We start from the raw sequence: 22,751 nt of genomic DNA, 5'->3' as shown, positions 1-22,751 counted from the left end.
TCTCCGTATTTCCTAAATGCGTTCTTCAAAAATCACAGCTTGTAGTTCAGGCCGAGCAGCATCTGCCGGCCATAGGTGGTATAGCGCTCCGGCGCATAGGCGCCGCTGGCGAACGGGTCGCCCTGGCGCGTCTGGTACGGTTCGTTGTTCAGGTTATTCACCTGCAGCAGGAACGACAGGCCCTTGTACTGGCCCTGTTCGATCGCATAGCCGAGCTGGAAGTCGACCTGCTTCTCGGCCAGGATCTCGCTGAACGAGCGCTGGGCGAACAGGCCGGTGACTTCGCCCCGGTAGGCGGAGCGGTAGCGCTGGCTCACGCGCGCCGAGAAGCCGCTTTTTTCGTAGTACAGCGTGATGTTGCGCACCACGCCGGACAGGCCGGGCAGCTTTTCCCTGGTGCCCGGGCCGTTCGGGTGGATCGAGCTCTCGGTGCCCGATACGCTGGCGATCAGGCCGATGCCGTCGAGCGGGTCCCAGAACATGCCGCCTTCCAGCGAACCGGAGAGCTCCACGCCTCGCACCATGCCGCCGGCGCCGTTGGCCGGGCGGTTCAGCGTGCCGATGTTCGTGATCGGCTCCACCGTCGAGGGATTCGGGAAGCCCGTGAAATCGTGCGCCGTCTGCTGGTTGTAGATGTAGGTCTTGAGCTTCTTGTAGAAGTATGCGCCGGCGATGTAGCTGCGCTTGCCGAAATACTTTTCCATCGACAGGTCGTAGGAATTGGCACGCCATGGCTCCAGCTGCGGATTGCCGCCGCTGCCGCTCCATTCGAACGTGGTCTGGCTGACGCCGCCCGCGACGCCGGCGCGCATGTCCGACATCTGCGGCCGGGCCAGCGTCTTCGCGGCGCCGAAGCGCACGGTCCACGCATCGCTCCAGCGGCCCAGGTCGAAGATCAGGTTCATGCTGGGCAGGTAGTCGGTGTAGCTGGTGCCGCCATGGATTGCCTTGAGCTGTCCGCCCACCACCGCGACGCCGCGCGATTCCTGGTTCACGTGCACGGCCTGCACGCCCAGGTTGCCGCGCAGCGGCACCGCGCCCAGGTCGGTGTCGATGCCCACCCTGGCGAAGCCGGTCGAGGTTTTTTCCGTCACGCCCCAGTCCTGCAAGGCCTGGTCGTCCGGCCGCGCCGGCTGCCGGTCGTAGTACTTGTCCAGCACGCCCATCACGTCGTAGCTGATCACGGCCGGAATGCCGCCGAACGCCAGCGACGTGGAAGGCCGCAGCAGGTCGCCCGACACCAGGGCCGGTGCGCGGCCGTTCTTGAGGAAGTAGTAATGGTTGGTGTCGCCGTGCTCCTTCTCGCGCTTGCTGAAGTACAGGCCGCCCTCGACATAGCGCAGCAGGCCTTCCAGGTCGCGCTTGGCGCCCAGCTTCAGCGCACCCAGCTTGTCCTCCACGCGCGGCTGGTGCAAGTCGGCATCCTTGCCCCAGCCGCCCACGTCGGCCAGCCGCATCCGGCTCGCATCCGTGAAATCGACCGAGGGCGTGAACACGGGCAGTCCGGCGCCGACCGGGATGCTGAACCCGAAATTGTTGTCGGTGATGCCCGAGTTGGCCGGACCGAGGCCGGCGTAGGTCTCCAGTACCTGCTCGCGGCGCTTCGCATGCGAGTACGACAGGTCGCCCTCGAACGACCACTTGTCCAGCTTGTACCGGTTGTTCCAGCCGAAGGCGGCCAGCTTGTCCTTGCGCTCGTTGTAGTCGTTGCGCAGGATCGGTTCCAGGTTCACCAGCGTGCCGCCGGTCAGCAGCCGCGTGCCGCCGATCGTGTCGATAACGGGATCGCGGTAGGCGATATTGCTCCACTGGTGCGAGTTCCACATGGCGCCGCGCATCGTGGTCTTCTGGTCGAACTGCGAGTAGTACAGGTCCAGCGCGGAGCGGAAATTCCGGTCCGGCCGGTACTCCAGCACGGCCATCAGCCCGTCGCGCACCATCTCGCGCGACGTGGCGGTGACTTCGGCGCCCTTCAGCGCGATCACGTCCTGGTTGTCCGGCCCCAGGTTGTTCTCGGCACCCCACCACCACGACTTGTATTCCTTCTGCTGGCCCGGCGCATCGAGGTGCGCGAAGCCGACGGCCACGCCCACCGTATTGCCCAGGAACTGGTCGACATACGAGACCGACACGCGCCCGCCGCGGTCGGAGACGCCTTCATTGAGCTTGCCGTTCGAGTTCTTCTCGCCGCGCACGTTGATGGCGATGGTGCGTCCCGGCATGTCCAGCGGGCGCACCGTCTGCAGGTCCACCGTGCCGGACAGGCCCTGCCCCATCAGCGACACGTCCGGCGTCTTGTACACGGTAACGCCGTTGATCAGTTCCGACGGATACTGGTCGTATTCGGCGCCGCGGTTGTTGCTGGTGGAAACCTGCTCGCGGCCGTTCAGCAGCGTGCCGGAGAAGTCCGGCGCCAGGCCGCGGATGGAGATGACCTGGGCGCGGCCTTCGACGCGCTGCGCCGTCAGGCCGGCCAGGCGGGCGATCGATTCCGCGATCGACATGTCGGGCAGCTTGCCGATATCTTCCGCGGTGACCGCCTCGACGATCGAATCGGCATCGCGCTTGATCGCGATCGAGTTCTCGATGCTGCGGCGCATGCCGGTCACGACCACCGACTGCACCGTCCCCTCGGCGGCTGGCGCTTCAGTGGTATCGGCTTGCTGGGCCGAGGCGCCGCCAGCGAACAGCAGCGCCGTGCAGGCCGCGATCGGGGTCAGGCAGAACGCCTGCCGTTGCGGGATGTATGTCATCTCTTCGTCTCCATTGTGTTGTCGGCAGGCCGGGTTTTCCGGTCCTTCGGATTGGTTTATACCGTTTCTCCAGCCACGATTGGAAACGTTACCAATTTGTGCCGCAATTATCGCGGCCGGCCGATTTTTTTGTCAACGGAACATCAGGATTGTGGAAATTTCGACACGGCAGGGGCGCCGTCCAGGAAGGCCCGATACCACTTGCCGCTGTCCTTCAGGATGCGCTGCTGGGTGGCGAAATCGACGTACGTGAGACCGAAACGGCGCGTGTAGCCTTCCGCCCATTCGAAGTTGTCCAGCAGGCTCCATGCGAAGTAGCCGGCCACCGGCACGCTCTCGCCGATGGTGTCCTTCAGCGCGGCGAGATGCCGCGCCAGGTACGACGTGCGCCGGTCGTCGTGCACCTGCCCTTCCTGCACCACGTCGTCGTAGCACGAACCGTTTTCCGTCACGTAGATCGCCTTCGGCCCATACTCCGCATGGATGCGCTTCAGCAGCTGCGCCATCCCGCCGGGCGCCACTTCCCAGCCGAACGCCGTGCGTTCCACGCCTTCGCGATGGACCACGCGCGCATGCAGGGGCCCTTCGCCCGGCGCGGCCGCGATCACTTCGGGGAAGTAATAGTTCAGGCCCGTGAAATCGGTCGGTACGGCGATCGCGTCCAGGTCGCCGGCTTCGATGCGCGGCGCCGCATCGCGCATCGACTCGCGTATGTATGCCAGTACGTCGGCCGGGTAGCCCTTGCCGAACAGCGGGTCGAGGAACCAGCGGTTGCGCAGGCCGTCGTGGCGTTGCGCGGCGGCGATGTCGTCGGGGCTTTCCGATGCCGGGCGAATCGGATGCAGGCTGAGCGCGGCGCCAACGCGGGCGCCGGGTACGTTGGCGCGGATCACCGGCACCGCGAGGCCATGCGACAGCAGCACGTGGTGGCTGGCCTGCAGCGCGGAAGCCACGTCGCGGATGCCTGGCGCGTGCATGCCGTCCATGTGGCCGTGCATCGCGGTGCACCATGGCTCGTTGTGCGTGATCCATTGCGGTACCCGGTCGCCCAGCCGGCGCGTGACGACGTCGGCGTAGTCCACGAAACGGTGGACGATGTCGCGCGCCATCCAGCCGCCGAGGTCCTGCAATACCTGCGGCAGGTCCCAGTGGTACAGCGTGGGCCACGGCTGCAGGCCGCGTTCCAGCATGCCGTCGACCAGGCGATCGTAGAAATCGAGTCCTTTCGCGTTGGGCACGCCGCCGGCGCCGAAGATGCGCGGCCAGGCGATCGAGAAGCGGTAGGCATTCGTGCCGAGGCCGCGCGCGATGTCGAGGTCCTCCGGCCAGCGGTGGTAGTGATCGCAGGCGATCGCGCCGCTGGAACCGTCGCGGATGCGGCCCGGCTGGGCGCTGAACGTGTCCCAGATCGAATCGACGCGGCCGTCCTCATGGCGGGCGCCCTCGATCTGGTACGACGACGTGGAAGTGCCCCAGGTGAAGTTGGCGGGGAAGTCGCCGCGCGCCAGCGCGGTATCGGGTATGTTATTGGTCATGGATCTCTCGGATGTCGCGGGGAGTCGAAGTAGTGAGCCAGCGCAGCAGCGGCTGGTGCAATTCGTAGGGTTGCGTGCCGAACGAGCGGAACAGCGCTTCGATGTCGGCTTTCGGCGCGCTGGCGAAATCGATCGGCGGCAGCTTGCCCGCGGGGGAAGCCGCGTTCGTGACGAAGCCCCATTTGCCGTCGCCCTGGCCGCCCTGCCGCGTGATGACTTTCCACGACCATGCGGTGGCTGCCCAGCCGTACTTCGCGTACGTGTCGAACGAGGCGCGCGCGACCTGGCCGCCCAGCTCCAGTCCCATCATGGCCCATGGCTGCATTTCGCCGATGAAGAAGGCGGTGTCCAGCCGGCGCAGCCGTTCGTCCCATTTGCAGACGGTGTCGGCCTCGCCCGGCGCGCAGGTGAGCCAGTCCCTGTGGACCTTCAGGCCGGGCTTGCCCCAGCCGAAGTGGCCCGGATACGGATGCATCTCGAACGCCACGTTCTGCATGCCGTGATCGGCCGGCTTGCCGTACGAATCGATGCCGTTTTTGCTATGGCCGGGCAGGATGATCACGTGGTCCGGATCGACCGCGCGGATCGCCTGGTACAGCTTGCGCACGCTGGCCGCCATCGTGTCCGGATCGGTGCCCCACGGTTCGTTGAGCACGCTGTAGCCGGCCACGGCGCCACGGTCCCGGTAGCGCTGCGCGACCTGCCGCCACAGCCATACGGTGCGCGCCTGGTTGTCCGGCACGCTCCAGTAGGCATTGCGGCCGGCGCAGCCGCTGTGGTGTTCGATGCCCTGGCTGCCGGCGGCGCCGTGCAGGTCGAGCACCACGTACATGCCGCGCTTCTCGGCCTGGTCGATCGCCTCGTCGAGGTAGCGCCATGCGTCGGCGCGCAGCGTGCGCGGCTTTTTCTCATCCTCGATGACGCTGTGAATGAACGGCAGCCGCACCACGTTCAGGCCGTGCCGCTGCATCAGGTCCCAGTCGCGCGCGGTGATCCAGTTGTCGCGGAAGACCTTGAACAGGCGCTCGCGTTCCGCGTAGCCGAAGCGTTTGTCGAGCACTGCCTCCAGCTGGCACTGGTCCTCCACGCCGCTGGTCTTGTCGAGCTCCATCATCCAGAACTCGTTGATCAGCCAGTTGCCCAGGTTGGTGCCGCGCAGGATCGCCTGCCGGCCGTCGGTAGCCACCCACTTCGTGCCTTCGGTGTGCAGCATGGGCAACGGCGCCTGTGCCTGTGCCCGGGCACCCGGCAGGTGCATCAGCCCGGCCGTGGCGATCAGCACCGCCATGACTTGTTTTCGCATCGTCTCCTCCTCAACCTTCGCCAATGATGGAAAGCTTTCCATCGTGCCACGAAAAAATGGCGCGCCACCCGGGCGCGCCGCCCTGCCCTGCCTGCCGGATACGCTGGATGTCCGGCCTTACATGTCTTTCTTGCCGCGCCTGGGCGCCTTGGCCACTGGCGCCGGGCCCAGCGATGCGCGGTGCGTGACACCGAGTGGATAACGGCGTGCCACCGGGCGGTCGCCGTCGTAGCAGCGGTTCAGCAGCGCATTCAGGCCGGCCTTGACCACGTCGCGCCACGGAATGTGCACGGAAGTGAGCCGCGGTGCCGAGAACTCCGCGCTGGGCGTATCGTCGTAGCCGAGCACCGACACGTCGCGCGGCACGGCGATGCCCGCTTCCTGGAAGTGCGACAGCGCGCCGACGGCCATCTCGTCGTTGGCGCAGAACAGCGCGGTGAATGCGTAACCCGATGCCAGCAGTTCCTTCGCACAGGCAAAGCCGCCTTCCGGCGAAAAGTCGCTATCCGCGATCCACAGCGCGCCGGTATCGATGCCGTCCTTCCTGAGCGCCTTGAGGAAGCCGTCGATCCGTTCCACGTTGTCCGGCGCGTCGGCCGGGCCGGCGATCACGGCGATCCGGCGGTGTCCCTGTGCCAGCAGCGCTTCGGCGGCCAGCGCGCCGCCCTTGCGATGGTCGACCTGGAATGCCTGCTCGCCCAGCCCGCTGGTGGCGTTGTTGACGACGACGATGTTGGCGCCGCGCGCACCCAGTGCGGCGATGTCCTCGTCGCCCAGGATATTGCTCATCGAGATGATGCCGTCGCAACCGCGCTCCAGCAGGAATTCGATCCCTTCGACCGCCTGGCGCAGCGCATCGCCCTGCCCCACGCCGAATGCCACCACCATGTGCAGGCCGTTGGCGCGCAGCTCGGTGTCGATCATCTGCAGGATCGGCGTGTAGAACGTGCCCTTCAGGATGGGGATGTACACGCCGATCATCTTCGAATAGCCGGACAGCAGCGCCCGCGCCGCATGCGACGGCCGGAAGTCCAGTGCCTCGATCGCCGCGCGCACCTTGGCCTGCGTGGCCGGCGATACGGCGCCCTTGCCGCTGACCACGCGCGATGCGGTGCCGAGTCCCACGCCCGCCAGCCGGGCCACGTCCTTGATGGTTGCCACTACGTTGTCCTATCGTGCTGTAATGACGCAAGCATACTGTATCGACCGCGCATTCGACCGTGCCCGGCCATCGCTCTTTTCCATTATTTACTTCCAGCCGAAGGTCGCCACGCTGCTGCCGGGCAGCTCGTAGGCAAACGCGCGGCCGCGGATGCGTACCGCGAAGCGGCGCGCCTCGCCGGCGGAATTGGCGACCACCAGCGCCAGCGTGCCATCGGTATTGCGGAAGGCCACCGTGTCCAGGTCCGCATAGCCGCTGCTGGACCACACGCGGTGCGCGCCGGGCCGCACGAAGCGGCTGGCATGGGCCAGCGCATAGTATTCGACGTTGCGCGTTACCTCCCCGCTGCGCGAATCGATCGTGACGACGCCCCGGCAGTTGTCGCAGCCGCCCAGGTGCGGGCCGCCGTTCTCGTCCAGCGCCAGGTTCCACAGCAGCACGCCCTTCGCCCAGCCGCGGGTGGTGCCGATCACCAGCGTGCGCGTGAAGTACAGCAGGTTGTTCGACCAGTCCGGCGCCCAGCCGCCGCCCGAGCATTCGGTGAACCAGGTTTCCTTGTCCGGCCAGGTGTCGTGCAGCGCCGCCTGCACGCGCACGTCGCCGCCGTAGCAATGCCAGGCCACGCCATCCACATACTTGTTCGCCACGGGATCGCGCAGCACGGCGGCGGGCGAACCCGGTTCGTCCCAGTTGTGATCCCAGTCGAGGATGCGCACGTCCGGGTGTTCCTTCGCCAGCAGCGGACCGAGGTGGCCGCCGATGAATACCGCCCGTTGCTGGGGATCGACGCGCATGCCGGGATAGTTCTTCGGCTCGAAGTGCGGCTCGTTCTGCAGCGTGAGGGCGAAGACCGGCACCCCTTCAGCCCGGTAGGCGCCGACGTACTTCGCCAGGTAGGCGGCGAACGGCGCGAACGCCTCCGGCTTCAGCGTGCCCTGGATCAGGCTGTCCGTGCTCTTCATCCAGCCGGGCGCGCTCCAGGGCGATGCCATCACCTTCAGTTGCGGATTGATCGCCAGCGCGGCTTTCGTCACCGGCAGCACGTCGGCGCGGTTCGGATCGATCGAAAAGTGCTTCAGCGCCGGGTCGGTTTCGCCAGGCGGCATGTCGTTGAAACTGTAATGCGTGCGTGAGAAATCGGAGGCGCCGATCGTCAGGCGCGTCAACGACAGCCCCAGGCCGGCGGGCGGTGCGCCGAACAGCTCGTCGAGCAGCGCCTGGCGCTGTGGCGCGGTCATTTTCTGCTGGATCAGGTAGGCGGATGCATCGGTGATCGAAGCGCCGAAGCCGGTCACCTGCTGGAAGCGGCGTGCGGGATCGACGTCGATGACGACCGGCTCGTCCGTGGCCTTGCCGAAGGTCGCATCCGCGCCGCGCTGCATCAGCCGCGACTGGTCGCCGCTGGTGATCCACGCCTGCACCGTCTGCGCCTGCGCGCTGGCGGCGCACAGCGCCAGCAACGGTACCAGCAACGGCGCCGCCAGCCAGCGCCGCGAAGTCGAACCCGCCATGTCGTCTCCCGTATGTCGTCCACGTCTCGCTTATGGAAACGTTACCAATTTGACGAAATCATACAGGAATTCATGGCGGCACCACAAAAAAAAATGGCGCCGTCCGCATCTGCGACAGCGCCCGCCTGCCCGTTACGGGAAATGGTCCGGTTACTCGACCGCCTTGACCATTTCCTCGATGATCTTCTTGGCGTCGCCGAACACCATCATCGTCTTGTCCATGTAGAACAGCTCGTTATCCAGGCCGGCGTAGCCGGAGGCCATCGAGCGCTTGTTGACGATCACGGTCTTGGCCTTGAAGGCTTCCAGGATCGGCATGCCGGCGATCGGCGATTTCGGATCCTTGGCGGCGGGGTTGACGACGTCGTTGGCGCCCAGGATCAGCGCCACGTCGGCCTGGGCGAATTCGCCGTTGATGTCTTCCATCTCGAACACCTGGTCGTACGGCACCTCGGCTTCGGCCAGCAGCACGTTCATGTGGCCCGGCATGCGGCCCGCCACCGGGTGGATCGCGTATTTGACAGTGACGCCGTGCTCCGTGAGCTTTTCCACCAGTTCCTTCAGCGCATGCTGGGCGCGTGCCACGGCGAGGCCGTAGCCGGGCACGATGATCACCGTTTCCGCATTGCTCATCAGGAACGACGCATCGTCGGCCGAGCCGGATTTCACCGGCCGCGCGGCCTGGCCGGCGCCGCCCGTCGCCGCCGCAGCGGCATCGCCACCGAAGCCGCCGAGGATCACGTTGAAGAACGAGCGGTTCATCGCCTTGCACATGATGTACGACAGGATCGCGCCCGACGAGCCCACCAGCGAACCGGCGATGATCAGCATCGCGTTGTTCAGCGAGAAGCCGATGCCGGCCGCCGCCCAGCCCGAGTAGCTGTTCAGCATGGAGACCACGACCGGCATGTCCGCCCCGCCGATCGGGATGATGATCAATACGCCCAGCACGAAGGCGATCGCCGTCATTATCATGAATGGCGTCCACGCCGGTTCGACGCCGCCGGCAAACACGAACGCCAGCCCCAGCCCGACCATCACCAGCGCCAGCACCAGGTTCAGCACGTGCTGGCCGGCGAATACCACCGGCGCGCCCTGGAACAGCCGGAACTTGTACTTGCCGGCCAGCTTGCCGAACGCGATGACGGAACCGGAAAACGTGATCGCGCCGACGAAGGTACCGATGAACAGCTCGATGCGGTTCCCCAGCGGCAGCGCTTCGCCCGGCGCGGCGATATTGAATGCCTGCGGCTCGGACACGGCGGCCACGGCGATGCACACGGCGGCCAGGCCGATCAGCGAGTGCATCGCCGCCACCAGTTCCGGCATCTTCGTCATCTCGACGGTTTTCGCCAGGTACGCGCCGACAGCGCCGCCGACGATCACGCCCAGCGCAACCAGCCCGAAGCCCATGCCGCCCCCACCGTTGCCACTTGCCGTGCTGTCGGCCTGCAATTTCGCGATCAGCGCGATCGTCGTCAGCGCGGCGATCGCCATGCCGGCCATGCCGAACGCATTGCCGCGCCGCGCGGTAGCCGGCGACGACAGGCCCTTGAGCGCCTGGATGAAGCAAACGGAGGCAACGAGGTACAGCATCGTCACCAGGTTCATCGAGATGAACGCCATCATTTGCCTCCCTCTTTCTTGTCCTTCTTGCGGAACATCTCCAGCATGCGGCGCGTGACGAGGAAGCCGCCGAATACGTTGACGGCCGCCAGCGCCACGGCGACGGTGCCGGCGACCTGGCCGATCAGGCCTTCGGTAAGGCCGGCGGCCAGCATGGCGCCGACGATGACGATGGCGGAGATCGCGTTGGTGACCGCCATCAGCGGGGTATGCAGCGCCGGCGTCACGTTCCAGACGACGTGGTAGCCCACGTAGATGGCGAGCACGAAGATGATCAGGTTGATGATGGTGTGGCTCACTTCCACGACGGTCTCCCTGTTTCGATGATGGTGTGGCTCGCTTCCATGAAGCTCCCCCTTGTTTTTCGCTTGATTACCGACTTATTTTCTTGATGCTTCTCCGGCGTGCGCCACCAGGGTGGCCTTGATGATTTCGTCCTCGCGGTCGATGACCAGCCGGTCGTCCTTGTCGATGATCAGCTTGAGGAAATCGAGCACGTTGCGGGCATACAGCGCGGAGGCATCGGCCGCCACCAGGCAGGCCAGGTTCGGTTCGCCGACGATGTACACGCCGTGCTTCACCACCGTTTTTCCCAGCTCGGAGAGCGGGCAGTTGCCGCCCTGTTCGACCGCCAGGTCGACGATCACGGAACCGGGCTTCATGGCCCGCACCGTTTCCTCCGAGATCAGCACCGGCGCCTTGCGGCCGGGGATCAGCGCGGTGGTGATGACGATGTCGGCCTGCCTGGCACGCTCGTGCACCAGTTCCGCCTGCCGCCGCATCCAGTCCGCCGGCATTGGCCGCGCATAGCCGCCCACGCCCTGGGCGATTTCCTTTTCCTCGTCGGTGATGAAAGGCACGTCGATGAATTTCGCGCCCAGCGACTCGACCTGTTCCTTGACGGGAGGGCGCACGTCGGAAGCCTCGATCACGGCGCCGAGGCGCTTGGCGGTGGCGATGGCCTGCAGGCCGGCCACGCCGACGCCCATGATCAGCACACGCGCCGCCTTCACGGTGCCGGCGGCCGTCATCAGCATCGGCATGAAACGCTGGTAGGTGTTGGCGGCCACCATCACGGCCTTGTAGCCGGCGATGTTGGCCTGGGACGACAGCACGTCCATCGATTGCGCCCGCGTGATGCGGGGCACGGCTTCCAGCGCGAAAGCGGACAGGCCGGCGCTGGCCATCGCGGCGGTGTTGTCGGCATCGAACGGGTTCAGCATGCCGATCAGCACGGCGCCATGCCGCATCTGCGCCCGCTCGCCGTCGTCCGGCGCGCGTACTTTCAGCACGATTTCCGCCCCGTAGGCATCGGCCGCGCTGCCGATCGTGGCGCCGGCGGCCGCGAAGGCATCGTCGGGGATGGAGGCGGCCAGGCCGGCGCCGGATTGCACGACCAGCTGGTGTTTGCCGGCGAGTTTCTTGACCGTTTCGGGCGTTGCGGCGACGCGTGTTTCGCCCGGCCGTGTCTCGGCCGGAATTCCTATCCTCATGAACCGCCTCCAGTATTGTTGTTGGCGCAGCTGTAAGACTGACTCAACACTAGCACGGAAATCTTGTAAAAAATTGTTTTTGATAAGACAACCTGGACTTGCGGACAACAACCGATGTGGAGTGTCACGCGGCAGTCACATGTGTCCTGGCGGAACAGGCTAAAATACCGGCTCTTTCAAGGATGACCCCCATGCCGCGTACCTGGAAACCCAATGTGACCGTTGCCGCCGTCATCGAGCGCGACGGCAAGTTCCTGCTGATCGAAGAAGAGACCAGCGACGGCATCCGCCTGAACCAGCCCGCGGGCCATCTGGACCCGCTCGAATCGCTGGAGCAGGCCGTGGTGCGTGAAACGCTGGAAGAAACGGGCTACGACTTCACGCCGACGGCGCTGGTCGGCATGTACATGTCCCGTTACCGCTCGGCCCGCACCGGCGAACTGGTGACGTACCTGCGCTTTGCGTTCTGCGGCGAGGCGGGCGAATACCACCCGGACCGGCCGCTGGACGATGGCATCCTGCGCACGATGTGGCTGACACGCGACGAAATCGCCGCCTGCCGCGAACGCCACCGCAGTCCGCTGCTGATGACGTGCGTCGACGAATACCTGGCGGGCAAGCGCGCTCCGCTCGAACTGCTGCATACGCACGTCTCGGTATACGAGGAAGTGTGATTTAGATTGGATTGACCAAATGAGCAAGAAAAAAGTCGTGATCGGCATGTCCGGCGGTGTGGACTCCTCGGTGTCGGCATGGCTGCTGAAGGAACAGGGCTACGAGGTGGTGGGCCTGTTCATGAAGAACTGGGAAGACGACGACGATTCCGAATACTGTTCCACGCGCCAGGACTGGATCGACGCGGCCAGCGTGGCCGACGTGGTGGGCGTGGATATCGAGGCGGTCAACTTCGCCGCGGAATACAAGGACCGTGTGTTCGCCGAATTCCTGCGCGAGTACCAGGCCGGCCGCACGCCGAACCCGGACGTGCTGTGCAACGCCGAAATCAAGTTCAAGGCCTTCCTCGACCACGCGATGCTGCTGGGCGCGGACCTGATCGCCACCGGCCACTATGCGCGCGTGCGCCATAACACCGCCACCGGCACCCACGAACTGCTGAAAGCGGTCGACCACACGAAGGACCAGAGCTACTTCCTGCACCGCCTGAACCAGGCGCAGCTGTCGAAGACGCTGTTCCCGCTGGGCGAGATCCCGAAGACCGAAGTGCGCCAGATCGCCGAGAAGCTGAAGCTGCCGAATGCCGCGAAAAAGGATTCGACCGGCATCTGCTTCATCGGCGAACGGCCGTTCCGCGAATTCCTGAACCGCTACCTGTCGTATCAACCAGGCCCGATGAAGACGCCGGACGGCAAGACCGTCGGCGAACACGTCGGCCTGTCGTTCTACACGCTGGGCCAGCGCAAGGGCATCGGCATCGGCGGCGTGAAGAGCTACCAAAAGGCCGACGGCAGCAGCGACGCGTGGTACGTGGCGCGCAAGGACGTGGCAACGAACACGCTGTGGGTGGTGCAGGGCCACGATCATCCATGGCTGCTGTCGCCGGACCTGTCGGCCGACCAGGCCAGCTGGATCGCCGGCGTGCCGCCGGAAGCCGGCCGCATCGCCGCCAAGACCCGCTACCGGCAGGCCGACGTGGCCTGCGACGTGGTGCCGCAAGGCGCCTCGGACTTCGCGCTGTCGTTCATGGACCCGCAATGGGCCGTGACGCCGGGGCAGTCGGCCGTGCTGTACGACGGCGACGTGTGCCTGGGCGGCGGCATTATCGCCGGCCCGCGCGCCGCCAACTAATAAATAGGGACGGACCTAATAAATAGGGACGGACCCTGTTTTCTAGGAAATAAATCATTGTTTCCTGAAAAACAGGCGGTCCGGCGATCCGGTCCGTCCCTATTTTTCAAGTAACGATTATTCTCTCGCCGCCGGCTCTGGCCCGCCACTTTCTTCCTGCACCTTCTGCTGCCGCTTCACCATCGCGATCACGGTATTGCGGATCGTCTTCAGCACAGTCCCGGCGTTGAACGGCTTGACGATGAAGCCGTTGATGCCCATCGCGTGCGCCTTCTGTACGGTGGCGGCGTCGAATTCGCTGGAGACCATGAAGATCAGCGCCTTCGGCCATTGCCGGCGCATCGCCTCGACGGCGGGAACGTCCTGTTCGAGCTGGTCGCGGTTGATGCAGACGATCTGCGGATTGAACTTGATCAGCAGCGCGGTGCCGGCCGCGCAGGTGTGCGCCTGGCCGACCACGTCGTAGCCGCCATCCGTCAGCACCGTGTTGAGCAGGCCGCGCGCCACTGCGCTGCCGTCGATGATCACTGCCTTCAGCATTGTTGTTCTTTCGTTCTCATTACCATTGCTTCAACGCTCCCAAGCCAGCATGTTCCAGCTGACGCCCACGGTAACATCCGTTTTCAGTTCCACGAGCTGACGGGAAAGATACAGCATCTCCCGCTCCTTTCGTAGTGCCTCGCCGACCTGGTCCTTCAGGATGCCGGCGCCGGCCATGATCGCGTCGAGCGTGCCGTAGGTGCGCAGCAGCCTGGCCGCCGTCTTCAGCCCCACTTTCGAGACGCCGGGGATGCTGTCGGTGGCATCGCCCATCAGCGCCAGCAAATCCGGCAGCTGGGCAGGCGGCACGCCCCACTTGTTCTCCACCCACGCGTGGTCGTGCCATTCGCTCTTGAAGTGGTCCCACACGCGGGCGCCATGGGCGATCAGGCAATGCAGATCCTTGTCGGTGGTGGCCACGACCGCCTCGCCCCGGTTCTGGCTCAGCCAGCGCATGACGACGGTGCCGATCACGTCGTCCGCCTCCACTTCGGGCAGCGACACGGGCCGCAGCCCGAACGTTTCCAGTTTCGCGTAAAAGCCCGGCAAGGCCGCCCGCAGCGGTGCGGGCATCGGTGCGCGCGATTCGCGGTAGCCGCCGTACAGGTCGTGGCGCCAGGTGCGGCCGCCGAAGTCGAACGCGGGCAGCACGTGCGTGGGTTCATGGCCGTTGATCAGCGTGCGCAGGGAATTGAGGGCATGGCGCAGCGCGATCTCGGCCTTCAGGTCCGAGTCGGGTTCGGGGCTGGCCTCGTACACGCGCCGTACGATGTTCAGGCCGTCGATGGCAAGCAGGCGTCCCATGGCAAAAATTCCGATTTTACCGCACGCCTCAACGCAGCAGTTCGTAGGGCCCGCCCTGCTCCAGCGCGCGCTGGTAGGCCGGGCGCGCATGGATGCGTTCGAGGAAGGCCGCCAGCTTCGGGTAGGCCGCCGCGTCGAGGCCACCGCGCGACGCCGCCGCTTCCAGCGGAAAACTCATCTGGATATCGGCGGCGCTGAACGCGTCGCCGGCGAACCATTCGTGCCGGCCCAGCTCCCCCTCCAGGTAGTCGAGGTGCTGGCGGATCTGCGGCAGGATGTAGTTGCCCTTCACCTTTTGCGCGATGCCGCGCGCGATCGGCTTTACGAAGAACGGCGCCGGCGCCGTTTCCACCCGGTCGAAGATCAGTTTCATCAGCAGTGGCGGCATCATCGACCCTTCCGCGTAATGCAGGAAGTACGTCCAGCGGCGTTTTTCCGGCGTGCGCCCGGGCGGGCGCAGGCGGCCCTGGTCGTAGTGGTCCATCAGGTATTCGACGATCGCGCCGGATTCCGCCACCGTGCAGTCGCCGTCCACGATCACCGGCGACTTGCCGAGCGGGTGCACGGCCTTCAGCTCCGGCGGCGCCAGCATCGTGCGCGCATCGCGCTGGTAGCGCACGACCTGGTATGGCAGGCCCAGTTCTTCCAGCAGCCACAGCACGCGCTGCGAGCGGGAATTGTTCAGGTGATGGACAGTAATCATGTATCGCGACGTGGCCGGTAAGTTGCAAACCGCCAGCTTAGCATTTCCACAGCGGCGACCAGACATGGAGAGGGTGTTGCTAAGAATGCGAATGATAACAATTCTCGTTTACATACTTTGCCACAATTGCTACACTCGACAGTCTTTACAAAAACTTACACGGACACGTTTAGAAATGGCCCAGATTAAGAGTCGTAAACACCCTACCCGTTTGCAGATGAGCACCGTACTGGCTTCGCTGCTGTTGCCGGCCGCCGCCGCGCACGCGGCCGATCCGCAGGACAAGCAGATGTCGGAAGTCGTCGCCGAGGCGACCAAGGAAAATGACTTCAAGGCCGAGCGCGCATCGTCGCCGAAATACACGGAAAAACTGGTGAATACGCCCCAGACGATCACCGTGATCAAGAAGGAACTATTCGAGCAGCAGGCTGCCACGACGCTGACCGAGGCGCTGCGCAACTCGCCGGGCGTGGGTACTTTCTTCCTGGGCGAAAACGGCAACACGAACACGGGTGACGCGATCTTCCTGCGCGGCTTCGACACGTCCGGCAGCATCCACGTCGATGGCGTGCGCGACGTCGGCTCGATCTCGCGCGACGTGTTCAACATCGAACAGATCGACGTACTGAAAGGCCCGGCCGGCACCGACACCGGCCGCGGCGCACCGACCGGCTCGATCAACATGCAGTCGAAACAGGCCACGCTGGAAAATGCGATCGCCGGCACCATCATGGGCGGCAGCGGCAGCCAGAAACGGGCCACCGCCGACATCAACCGCGTACTGAATGCCGAGAATGGCATCGCCTTCCGCCTGAACGTGATGGCCCAGGATTCCGAAAGCGCCGCGCGCGACGTGGTGAAGAACAAGCGCTGGGGCGTGGCGCCGACGGTCGCCTTCGGCCTGGGCGGCAAGACCCGCGCGCACCTGTCCTACCTGCACGTAAAGCAGGACAACATTCCCGACGGCGGCGTGCCGACCATCGGCCTGCCCGGCTACACCAGCCCGGATGCCACCCGCCCCTATATCAGCAACGCGCCGATGGTGGACCCGGAAGGCTTCTACGGCCACGTGTCCGACCACGACGACGTGACGGCCGATATGGCCACCGTGCGCATCGACCATGACTTCTCGCCGGCCCTGCGCATCCAGAACACTGCGCGCTACGGCAAGACCAAGCAGGATTACCTGCTGACGGCGTTCATGGGCAACACGGTCAACCTGATGACCGTTCCGACCGCCGCATATCCGTCGATCGATCCAGCCAATCCATCGACCTGGATGCTGAACCGTACGACGCGTACGTTCAAGGACGTCGAGAACCGCATCATGGCCAACCAGACCGTGGTGACGTGGGACGTAACGACGGGTGCGCTGCAGCATACGGTGGTGGGCGGCCTGGAATTCATCAGCGAGAAGCAGACGTCGTATGGCCGTGCCGGCGGCGGCGTGCTGCTGCCGACGCCGCTGTACGCGCCGAACCCGGATGGCAGCCTGGACGGCCTGAACACCGTGCGCACCGGCGCCGGCTCGCAGGGCAGCACCGACACGCAGGCGCTGTATGTATTCGACACCATCAAGATCGGCGAGCAGTGGATGGTCAACGCCGGCGTGCGCGTGGATCACTATGACACCGACTATGTTTCCACCGCGCTGGCCACCACCGGGGGCCTGACGGCGACGGCGCTCAATTCCAGCGACACGCTGACGACCGGCAAGCTGTCGGTGCTGTACAAGCCGACCCCGAACAGCAGCGTCTATGCCACCGTGGCGAGCTCGAAGCAGCCGCCGGGCGGCGCCAACTTCACGCTGTCGTCGTCGGCCAGCAGCGCGGCCAATCCGACCTTGGATCCGCAGGAAACCACGACAAAGGAAATCGGTACCAAGTGGGACTTCCTGGAACAGAAGCTGGCGTTCACCGCGGCGCTGTACCGGACCGACGTGAAGAACGAGCTCGAGCAGGATCCCACCAACACCGCCGTGTACTACCAGAACGGCAGGAAGCGCGTCGAAGGCCTCGAGCTGTCCGTGCAGGGCCAGGTCACGCCGAACTGGATGGTCAGCGCCGGCTACACGCACATGAAGACCAGCGTGGAAGCGGGCCGCGTCGTCACCGCCGCCGGCCAGAACGCCCTGTCCTACACGCCAAAGGATGCGTTCACCAGCTGGACCACCTACAACTTCCCGTTCGGCCTGACGGTCGGCGGCGGCGTGCGCTACAACGGCAAGCTGCTGCGCGGCACCGACGGCGCCGTGGGTACCCCGGCCTACGCGAAGAGCTACTGGGTGGCCGACGCGATGGCATCGTATGCCCTCACGAAGAACGTGGACCTGCGTCTGAACGTGTACAACCTGGCGGACGAGGAATACGTGGCGGCGATCAACAAGAGCGGCTACCGCTACACGCCGGGCACGCCGCGCTCGGCCAGCCTGACGGCGAACTTCCGCTTCTAAAGGCATCACACGGTTTCATTGCTTTATCCTCCAGAGCTTCACGCCACCTTCGGGTGGCGTTTTTTTTGGCGCTGCCACCCGAACCTGTGGAAGTTTCGCCAGGTCATCAAGGCACGGAGCAATTGCCGCGCAGAGCGGCGATCAGGCAATCCGCCGGAGCCAGCCAGCGTTGCCCGTCGAGACCATAGCGCCAGCCCAGGTAGTTCGGCAGGTATTTGCTCGCCACGCCATTGAAGCGCGACAGCCAGCCATGAAAACGGCTGTGATAGCCATTTACGTGCTGCAGGTGGATTGTGCCGCGGGTGCGCACGCCTGCCCTCAGATTGACCGCTTCATGCAGGATGCCGGCGCGGCGCGCAAACGTGCGGTACGCGGCAGCGCTGTCCGACACCAGCAAGACATCGGCGGCCAGCACCGGCGACAGGTGGCGCGCCAGCTGGTGCGCCGTGACCGGGCCACGGCCGCAGACGAAATCCCGGGTTTTGCCGTCACGGTCGCGTGCCACGAGGATGCAGTCGAGTTCGTTCGAGATGCCGCGCCGTCTGGCCTTGCCGCCACGCCGGCGGGCCGGCCGGGTCAGGTGCCGGCTGCCTTTTTGCGATTCGAGCAGATAGGTCTCGTCCGCCTCGACAATGCCTTGCAGCCGGGGTGGCCGGTCGTGCCGTGCTGCGCCCATGAAACGATGGCGCCAGCGAAAGCTGGTGTTGCGGTGGATGCCGATGTTTTCGGCGGCGCTCCGGACGGTGCGGGAATCAAGCACCGCCTGCAGGAATGGCAGCCATTTGCCGCGCAGGCGCAGGAAAGCGAACGGCGTGCCGGTCAACGCATTGAAGGTACGGCGGCACGTCAGGCAGCGGTAGCGTTGCAGGCCGCTAGTACTGCCGTGACGGTGGATGCGGGTCGCCGTGCAATGCGGACAACGATCGCAGGGCCGGCCGAACTTTTCGATCAATTCCAGGCATGTCGCCAATGACGAGGCCGACTCAAGCAGGGCGCGCAGTGTCGCCAGTTGGGCGCTGGAGAACCCGTCGAGTTGCCCGCGCAAGCGTTCCAGCAAGCTGTTGAACACGCCGTCGTGCATCGCCGCCTCCATCGTCAATACGATATGAGACCGCGCTTGCGGCGAATGGTTCAGCTCACCCACGCGCTCGGGTGACTGCGCCTTTTTTTTGGCGCCAGCGCGATCCAGCGGCGGCGGATGGACTTGCCTTCGGCAGCAGAGAGCCGGTGTCCGACACCGCCCCGCGGCGCTGCCGCCACCAAATAAAAAACCCGGGACGAGCCCGGGTTTTCGAGGATCGGCGCAGGGCAATCAGCGCTGCACCTCCAGCATGATCACGCGCCGCTTGGTACCGCCATCGCTGGAGGTATCGATGGGTGCCGGCGTGGTCTCGCAGGAGCCGCACGAGCCGCAGCCGCTGCCGCAGTCCGACTGCACCCTGAACAGCTTCGCCAGCCGGTCCTGGTCGAAGCCTTTCCTTGCCAGCGCGTACACCATCCGCTGGCGCAGCGCGGCGGGCAGGAATTTCCGGCACGCCTGCAGCACGGCGGCGATGACGATCAATGCAACGATCAGTTCCTGCCACATGAAAAACTCCTATGCCCCCAGCAGGCGGGCGGTCTGGTAAACGATGAACGAGGCGGTGTAGGCGAGGCCGAACATGTAACCGGCCATCATCAGCGCGTAGCGGGTATGGCCCGTCTCGCGCTTGACCACCGACAGCGTGGCCAGGCACTGCGGCGCGTAGACATACCAAGTCAGCAGCGACAGCGCGGTGGCCATCGACCACGTGCTGGCCAGCAGCGGGGCCAGCGCGGTGGCGACTTCGTCGCCGGTCTGGGACAGCGCATACACGGTACCGAGCGCGCCGACGGCCACTTCGCGTGCCGCCATGCCGGGCACCAGCGCGATGCAGATCTGCCAGTTGAAGCCGATCGGCGCGAACACGAATTCCAGCGCGCGCCCGATCATGCCGGCCACGCTGTAGTAGATCGGCGGCTGGGTGGCGCCTTCCGGGGCGCCGGGGAAGCTCGACAGTGCCCACAGCAGGATCGTCAGCGTCAGGATCAGCGTGCCCACGCGCAGCAGGAAGATCTTGGCGCGTTCCACCAGCCCGATGGCCAGGTTGCGCAGGTTCGGCACGTGGTAGTTCGGCAATTCCATCATCAGCGCGTGCTTGCGCTTGGCGCCCATCGTGCGCTTCATGACCCAGGCCACCACCATTGCCGAGATGATGCCGGCGAAGTACAGCACGAACAGCACCAGCCCTTGCAGGTTGAAGATGCCGGCCACTTCGCGGTCCGGGATGAACGCGGCGATCAGCAGCGCATACACGGGCAGGCGCGCCGAGCACGTCATCAGCGGGGCGATCATGATCGTCACCAGCCGGTCGCGCGGGTTCTGGATCGTGCGCGCGGCCATCACGCCGGGGATTGCGCAGGCGAACGACGACAGCAGCGGGATGAACGCGCGCCCCGACAGGCCCACGCCGCCCATCAGCCGGTCGAGCAGGAAGGCGGCGCGCGGCAGGTAGCCGCAATCCTCGAGCACGAGGATGAAGAAGAACAGGATCAGGATCTGCGGCAGGAACACGATCACGCCGCCGACGCCGGCAATGACGCCATCGACGAGCAGGCTGCGCAGCACGCCTTCGGCCATCACGCCCTGCACGGCTTCGCCGATCGCGCCGAACGTGCCTTCGATGATTTCCATCGGCGTCTCGGCCCAGCTGAACACCGCCTGGAAGACCAGGAACATCAGCACCGCCAGGATGACGGGGCCGGCGACCGGGTGCAGCACCACGTTGTCGATCTTGTCGGTGCCCGTATCGCTGCCCTGGATATTGTTGGTTGCCACGCTCAGGATGCGGCGCACTTCGCGCTGCGTGTCCTCGACCGATACCGCTTCGATGGCGGCCAGCGGCTGCGCCTTCGTGGCCGGCACCGGCCCCAGCTCGTCCAGCGCGCGCAGCAGGGATTTCTCGCCGCCGCCCTGCACCGCCACCGTTTCGACGACGGTCATGCGCAGTTCCCGCGCCAGCCTGTCGGCATCGATCTCGATACCGCGGCGCCGCGCCACATCCATCATGTTCAGGCACAGGATCATCGGCAGGCCGAGGCGCTGCACTTCCAGCACGAGGCGCAGGTTCAGGCGCAGGTTGGTGGCGTCGACCACGCACACCACCAGGTCGGGCGGCGTTTCGCCGGCACGCAGGCCAGCCACCACGTCGCGCGTGATTTCCTCATCGGGCGTGTGCGCCTTCAGGCTGTAGGCGCCCGGCAGGTCCAGCACCTTGAAGGCATGTCCGGCGGGCGACGTGAAATGCCCTTCCTTGCGGTCGATCGTCACGCCGGCGTAGTTGGCCACCTTCTGGCGCGCGCCGGTCAGGCGGTTGAACAGCGCGGTCTTGCCGCAATTCGGATTGCCCAGCAAAGCAATCATCGGCGCACGGCTCACAGCCTGCACCACTTTCTCGGTAACACCCATGCTATCTAGGACCTCGTTCTATTCAGGCTGGACCGCGACCAGGGCCGCTTCGAAACGGCGCAAGGCAAAGGTCGAATTGCCGACCCGGATCGCCAGCGGCTCGCCGCCGGGCATGCCGCGCTTGAGCATGCGGATTTTTTCGCCGGGCACGAAGCCCAGCTCCATCAGGCGGCGCGCGAGGTCGGCGCCATCCTCGGTATCGGCCGGATTGCCCGGCGCGACACGCACCACCGTGCCACTTTTCCCGGTCGCCAGGGCGTCGAGATTGATCAGGGGGGCGTGTGTCATGGCAGTTCTCTGAGGGAAATCAATCTGTCTATTATAGAGGCAAATGCGAATGGTTTGTATTTGCAGGTAACGCTTGCATTGTACGCGCTGTTGCGGCAGAATAGGAACCGTAATGATAATGATTCTCATTAAGAAGGTCTTAAGATTGGCAGCTTTGCCATAACTCTTCAGACAGCTTTTCGCGCCGGGTTCCTGCCCTGCTTTCTTGATGAGACCGCCTTCGGGCGGGTCCCTGTTATATATCAGCCAGAAGGTGTTTCAATGATCGTTTGCGTTTGCAACAACATCTCCGATCGGGAAATCCGTCAAGCCATCGACCTTGGTATCAGCACCATGGACGGGCTGCGCGAGGCACTGGGAGTTTCCACGTGCTGCGGCAACTGCCTGGACTATGCCGTTGAAGTGCTGAACGAACACGTGGCCGCGCCGATCCAGGAAACGGTTCTGAAGCGCCCCACCCTCACTACCTGAGGAATTCCATGCAAACCCTGCCCGGCCTTCAAGGGCCTGGCGTGTCGCGGCTCGGGCTGGATTCGCTGAGCCTGCCTCGACTCACGTCCAAATCGCCTGCCGCACCCACCGAAGCTGTGCAGGACTTCGCTCTCGGCAGCAGCCGCAACAAATCCGGCAAGATCGCCGTCATCGTCGCTCTTCACGTGGCCGGTTTCTGGGCCATGCAGAACGGCATGGTGGTCGACGCGGTCAAGAAAATGCCGCAGGTCGTCGACGTGACGTTCGTCGCACCGCCCGCGCCACCGGCGCCGCCGGCACCGCCGAAGGTGGTCGAAGTGGCCATCAAGCCGCCGCCCGTGTTCACGCCGGTCGTTCCGCAACTGCCGATCGTCATCGAAAACACGATTACCGTGCCGCCGGCGCCGGTGAAGCCCGCCGAACCGGCACCGGTCGTGGCCGCCGCGCCCGCACCGCCGGCACCGCCCGTGGCCGCCCCGCCGGCACCGGCCGCGCCGAAGCTGGTGACAGGCGTCGAATACGTGCGCCCGCCGCAGCCGGTGTATCCGTCGATTTCACGGCGGCTGGGTGAAACGGGCGTCGTCACGCTGCGCGTGCTGGTCAGCGAAAAGGGCACGCCGGAGGGAGCGACGGTGCAGAAAACGTCCGGCTCCGCGAACCTGGACGAAGCAGGACGGCAAGCCGCGCTGCGCAGCCTGTTCAAGCCGTATATGGAAGATGGCAAGGCGGTGCCGGTCTACGTGCTGGTGCCGATCAACTTCAAGCTGTCCTGAAAAAGCGGTGACAGGCTCCAGTTAATTGGAAATGTTGCAAAAAA

Annotated in this window: 20 protein-coding genes; 5 read left to right on the top strand and 15 right to left on the bottom strand. The window is 65.2% G+C overall.

What is annotated here, in order from left to right:
• Window positions 1-32: 32 nt before the first annotated feature.
• The 8 genes from FHS02_RS05585 to FHS02_RS05550 form a co-directional block, all read right to left on the bottom strand.
• The gene (locus tag FHS02_RS05585; RefSeq protein WP_137314971.1) at window positions 33-2,753 is read right to left on the bottom strand and encodes a TonB-dependent receptor; all 2,721 of its coding nucleotides are present in this window, start codon (window positions 2,751-2,753) and stop codon (window positions 33-35) included.
• Between the two features lie 143 nt (window positions 2,754-2,896).
• Window positions 2,897-4,288, bottom strand: coding sequence for a GH1 family beta-glucosidase (locus FHS02_RS05580; RefSeq protein ID WP_137314972.1), 1,392 nt, complete (start codon window positions 4,286-4,288; stop codon window positions 2,897-2,899).
• Window positions 4,278-5,591: a glycoside hydrolase family 5 protein gene (locus FHS02_RS05575; RefSeq protein WP_217496837.1), complete on the bottom strand. Its 1,314-nt coding sequence runs from the start codon at window positions 5,589-5,591 to the stop codon at window positions 4,278-4,280. Before FHS02_RS05575 ends, FHS02_RS05580 begins: the two co-directional genes overlap by 11 nt.
• Window positions 5,592-5,708: 117 nt before the next feature.
• A complete protein-coding gene (locus FHS02_RS05570; protein WP_137314974.1) occupies window positions 5,709-6,752 on the bottom strand; it encodes a LacI family DNA-binding transcriptional regulator in 1,044 nt (347 codons plus the stop codon).
• An 87-nt stretch (window positions 6,753-6,839) separates the two neighbouring features.
• Entirely contained in the window at window positions 6,840-8,264 is a 1,425-nt protein-coding gene (locus FHS02_RS05565; RefSeq protein ID WP_137314975.1) for a glycoside hydrolase family 30 protein, read from the bottom strand.
• A 150-nt stretch (window positions 8,265-8,414) separates the two neighbouring features.
• A complete protein-coding gene (locus FHS02_RS05560) occupies window positions 8,415-9,890 on the bottom strand; it encodes an NAD(P)(+) transhydrogenase (Re/Si-specific) subunit beta (RefSeq protein WP_137317551.1) in 1,476 nt (491 codons plus the stop codon).
• The gene (locus FHS02_RS05555; RefSeq protein WP_137314976.1) at window positions 9,890-10,195 is read right to left on the bottom strand and encodes a proton-translocating transhydrogenase family protein; all 306 of its coding nucleotides are present in this window, start codon (window positions 10,193-10,195) and stop codon (window positions 9,890-9,892) included. The genes FHS02_RS05560 and FHS02_RS05555 overlap by 1 nt, the downstream gene beginning before the upstream one ends.
• A gap of 75 nt (window positions 10,196-10,270) precedes the next feature.
• The gene (locus FHS02_RS05550; protein WP_137314977.1) at window positions 10,271-11,383 is read right to left on the bottom strand and encodes a Re/Si-specific NAD(P)(+) transhydrogenase subunit alpha; all 1,113 of its coding nucleotides are present in this window, start codon (window positions 11,381-11,383) and stop codon (window positions 10,271-10,273) included.
• Window positions 11,384-11,574: 191 nt separating this feature from the next.
• On the opposite strand from FHS02_RS05550, the gene FHS02_RS05545 reads away from it, so the two are divergent.
• Window positions 11,575-12,057, top strand: a complete 483-nt coding sequence (locus FHS02_RS05545) for an NUDIX hydrolase (RefSeq protein ID WP_137314978.1) — start codon at window positions 11,575-11,577, stop codon at window positions 12,055-12,057.
• 19 nt (window positions 12,058-12,076) lie between these two features.
• Window positions 12,077-13,189 (top strand): tRNA 2-thiouridine(34) synthase MnmA, encoded by a 1,113-nt coding sequence (mnmA, locus tag FHS02_RS05540; RefSeq protein WP_137314979.1) that lies wholly within the window; start codon window positions 12,077-12,079, stop codon window positions 13,187-13,189.
• Window positions 13,190-13,306: 117 nt separating this feature from the next.
• On the opposite strand, the gene FHS02_RS05535 is transcribed toward mnmA, so the two are convergent.
• The 3 genes from FHS02_RS05535 to FHS02_RS05525 are packed head-to-tail and all read right to left on the bottom strand — an operon-like array spanning window position 13,307 to window position 15,236.
• Window positions 13,307-13,729 (bottom strand): ANTAR domain-containing response regulator, encoded by a 423-nt coding sequence (locus FHS02_RS05535; RefSeq protein ID WP_137314980.1) that lies wholly within the window; start codon window positions 13,727-13,729, stop codon window positions 13,307-13,309.
• Window positions 13,730-13,759: 30 nt separating this feature from the next.
• Window positions 13,760-14,533: a 5'-3' exonuclease gene (locus FHS02_RS05530; protein WP_137314981.1), complete on the bottom strand. Its 774-nt coding sequence runs from the start codon at window positions 14,531-14,533 to the stop codon at window positions 13,760-13,762.
• A gap of 28 nt (window positions 14,534-14,561) precedes the next feature.
• Window positions 14,562-15,236: a glutathione S-transferase family protein gene (locus FHS02_RS05525; protein WP_137314982.1), complete on the bottom strand. Its 675-nt coding sequence runs from the start codon at window positions 15,234-15,236 to the stop codon at window positions 14,562-14,564.
• 175 nt (window positions 15,237-15,411) lie between these two features.
• On the opposite strand from FHS02_RS05525, the gene FHS02_RS05520 reads away from it, so the two are divergent.
• Window positions 15,412-17,688, top strand: a complete 2,277-nt coding sequence (locus tag FHS02_RS05520) for a catecholate siderophore receptor Fiu (protein ID WP_137314983.1) — start codon at window positions 15,412-15,414, stop codon at window positions 17,686-17,688.
• A gap of 106 nt (window positions 17,689-17,794) precedes the next feature.
• On the opposite strand, the gene FHS02_RS05515 is transcribed toward FHS02_RS05520, so the two are convergent.
• The 4 genes from FHS02_RS05515 to FHS02_RS05500 all read right to left on the bottom strand — a co-directional run bounded on the left by FHS02_RS05515 (window position 17,795) and on the right by FHS02_RS05500 (window position 21,463).
• Window positions 17,795-18,769, bottom strand: coding sequence for an IS1595 family transposase (locus FHS02_RS05515; RefSeq protein ID WP_137314984.1), 975 nt, complete (start codon window positions 18,767-18,769; stop codon window positions 17,795-17,797).
• A 231-nt stretch (window positions 18,770-19,000) separates the two neighbouring features.
• Window positions 19,001-19,276 (bottom strand): DUF6587 family protein, encoded by a 276-nt coding sequence (locus FHS02_RS05510; protein ID WP_137314985.1) that lies wholly within the window; start codon window positions 19,274-19,276, stop codon window positions 19,001-19,003.
• A gap of 9 nt (window positions 19,277-19,285) precedes the next feature.
• The gene (feoB, locus tag FHS02_RS05505; RefSeq protein WP_137314986.1) at window positions 19,286-21,175 is read right to left on the bottom strand and encodes a ferrous iron transporter B; all 1,890 of its coding nucleotides are present in this window, start codon (window positions 21,173-21,175) and stop codon (window positions 19,286-19,288) included.
• A gap of 18 nt (window positions 21,176-21,193) precedes the next feature.
• Window positions 21,194-21,463, bottom strand: coding sequence for a FeoA family protein (locus FHS02_RS05500; protein WP_137314987.1), 270 nt, complete (start codon window positions 21,461-21,463; stop codon window positions 21,194-21,196).
• A gap of 261 nt (window positions 21,464-21,724) precedes the next feature.
• Between FHS02_RS05500 and FHS02_RS05495 the strand changes: the two genes are divergently transcribed.
• Together FHS02_RS05495 and FHS02_RS05490 are read left to right on the top strand one after the other, a co-directional pair.
• Complete coding sequence (locus tag FHS02_RS05495; protein WP_137314988.1) at window positions 21,725-21,934, top strand: (2Fe-2S)-binding protein; 210 nt, start codon at window positions 21,725-21,727, stop codon at window positions 21,932-21,934.
• Between the two features lie 8 nt (window positions 21,935-21,942).
• Complete coding sequence (locus FHS02_RS05490) at window positions 21,943-22,707, top strand: energy transducer TonB (RefSeq protein ID WP_137314989.1); 765 nt, start codon at window positions 21,943-21,945, stop codon at window positions 22,705-22,707.
• Window positions 22,708-22,751: the final 44 nt, after the last annotated feature.

It is taken from the genome of Pseudoduganella umbonata (assembly GCF_014192225.1).
GTDB lineage: Bacteria > Pseudomonadota > Gammaproteobacteria > Burkholderiales > Burkholderiaceae_D > Rugamonas > Rugamonas umbonata.
Note: the sequence above shows the minus strand (reverse complement) of the source record. Positions and strands in the feature narration are given on the sequence as shown.

What these genes read in the sequence shown, in the direction of transcription:
- FHS02_RS05575 (WP_217496837.1), bottom strand. Translation starts at nt 5,591, where the DNA reads ATGCGAAAACAAGTCATGGCGGTGCTGATCGCCACGGCCGGGCTGATG.
- FHS02_RS05545 (WP_137314978.1), top strand. Translation starts at nt 11,575, where the DNA reads ATGCCGCGTACCTGGAAACCCAATGTGACCGTTGCCGCCGTCATCGAG.
- FHS02_RS05520 (WP_137314983.1), top strand. Translation starts at nt 15,412, where the DNA reads ATGGCCCAGATTAAGAGTCGTAAACACCCTACCCGTTTGCAGATGAGC.
- FHS02_RS05510 (WP_137314985.1), bottom strand. Translation starts at nt 19,276, where the DNA reads ATGTGGCAGGAACTGATCGTTGCATTGATCGTCATCGCCGCCGTGCTG.
- FHS02_RS05495 (WP_137314988.1), top strand. Translation starts at nt 21,725, where the DNA reads ATGATCGTTTGCGTTTGCAACAACATCTCCGATCGGGAAATCCGTCAA.
- FHS02_RS05515 (WP_137314984.1), bottom strand. Translation starts at nt 18,769, where the DNA reads ATGCACGACGGCGTGTTCAACAGCTTGCTGGAACGCTTGCGCGGGCAA.
- FHS02_RS05580 (WP_137314972.1), bottom strand. Translation starts at nt 4,288, where the DNA reads ATGACCAATAACATACCCGATACCGCGCTGGCGCGCGGCGACTTCCCC.
- FHS02_RS05530 (WP_137314981.1), bottom strand. Translation starts at nt 14,533, where the DNA reads ATGGGACGCCTGCTTGCCATCGACGGCCTGAACATCGTACGGCGCGTG.
- mnmA (WP_137314979.1), top strand. Translation starts at nt 12,077, where the DNA reads ATGAGCAAGAAAAAAGTCGTGATCGGCATGTCCGGCGGTGTGGACTCC.
- FHS02_RS05560 (WP_137317551.1), bottom strand. Translation starts at nt 9,890, where the DNA reads ATGGCGTTCATCTCGATGAACCTGGTGACGATGCTGTACCTCGTTGCC.
- feoB (WP_137314986.1), bottom strand. Translation starts at nt 21,175, where the DNA reads ATGGGTGTTACCGAGAAAGTGGTGCAGGCTGTGAGCCGTGCGCCGATG.
- FHS02_RS05490 (WP_137314989.1), top strand. Translation starts at nt 21,943, where the DNA reads ATGCAAACCCTGCCCGGCCTTCAAGGGCCTGGCGTGTCGCGGCTCGGG.
- FHS02_RS05565 (WP_137314975.1), bottom strand. Translation starts at nt 8,264, where the DNA reads ATGGCGGGTTCGACTTCGCGGCGCTGGCTGGCGGCGCCGTTGCTGGTA.
- FHS02_RS05585 (WP_137314971.1), bottom strand. Translation starts at nt 2,753, where the DNA reads ATGACATACATCCCGCAACGGCAGGCGTTCTGCCTGACCCCGATCGCG.
- FHS02_RS05500 (WP_137314987.1), bottom strand. Translation starts at nt 21,463, where the DNA reads ATGACACACGCCCCCCTGATCAATCTCGACGCCCTGGCGACCGGGAAA.
- FHS02_RS05535 (WP_137314980.1), bottom strand. Translation starts at nt 13,729, where the DNA reads ATGCTGAAGGCAGTGATCATCGACGGCAGCGCAGTGGCGCGCGGCCTG.
- FHS02_RS05525 (WP_137314982.1), bottom strand. Translation starts at nt 15,236, where the DNA reads ATGATTACTGTCCATCACCTGAACAATTCCCGCTCGCAGCGCGTGCTG.
- FHS02_RS05550 (WP_137314977.1), bottom strand. Translation starts at nt 11,383, where the DNA reads ATGAGGATAGGAATTCCGGCCGAGACACGGCCGGGCGAAACACGCGTC.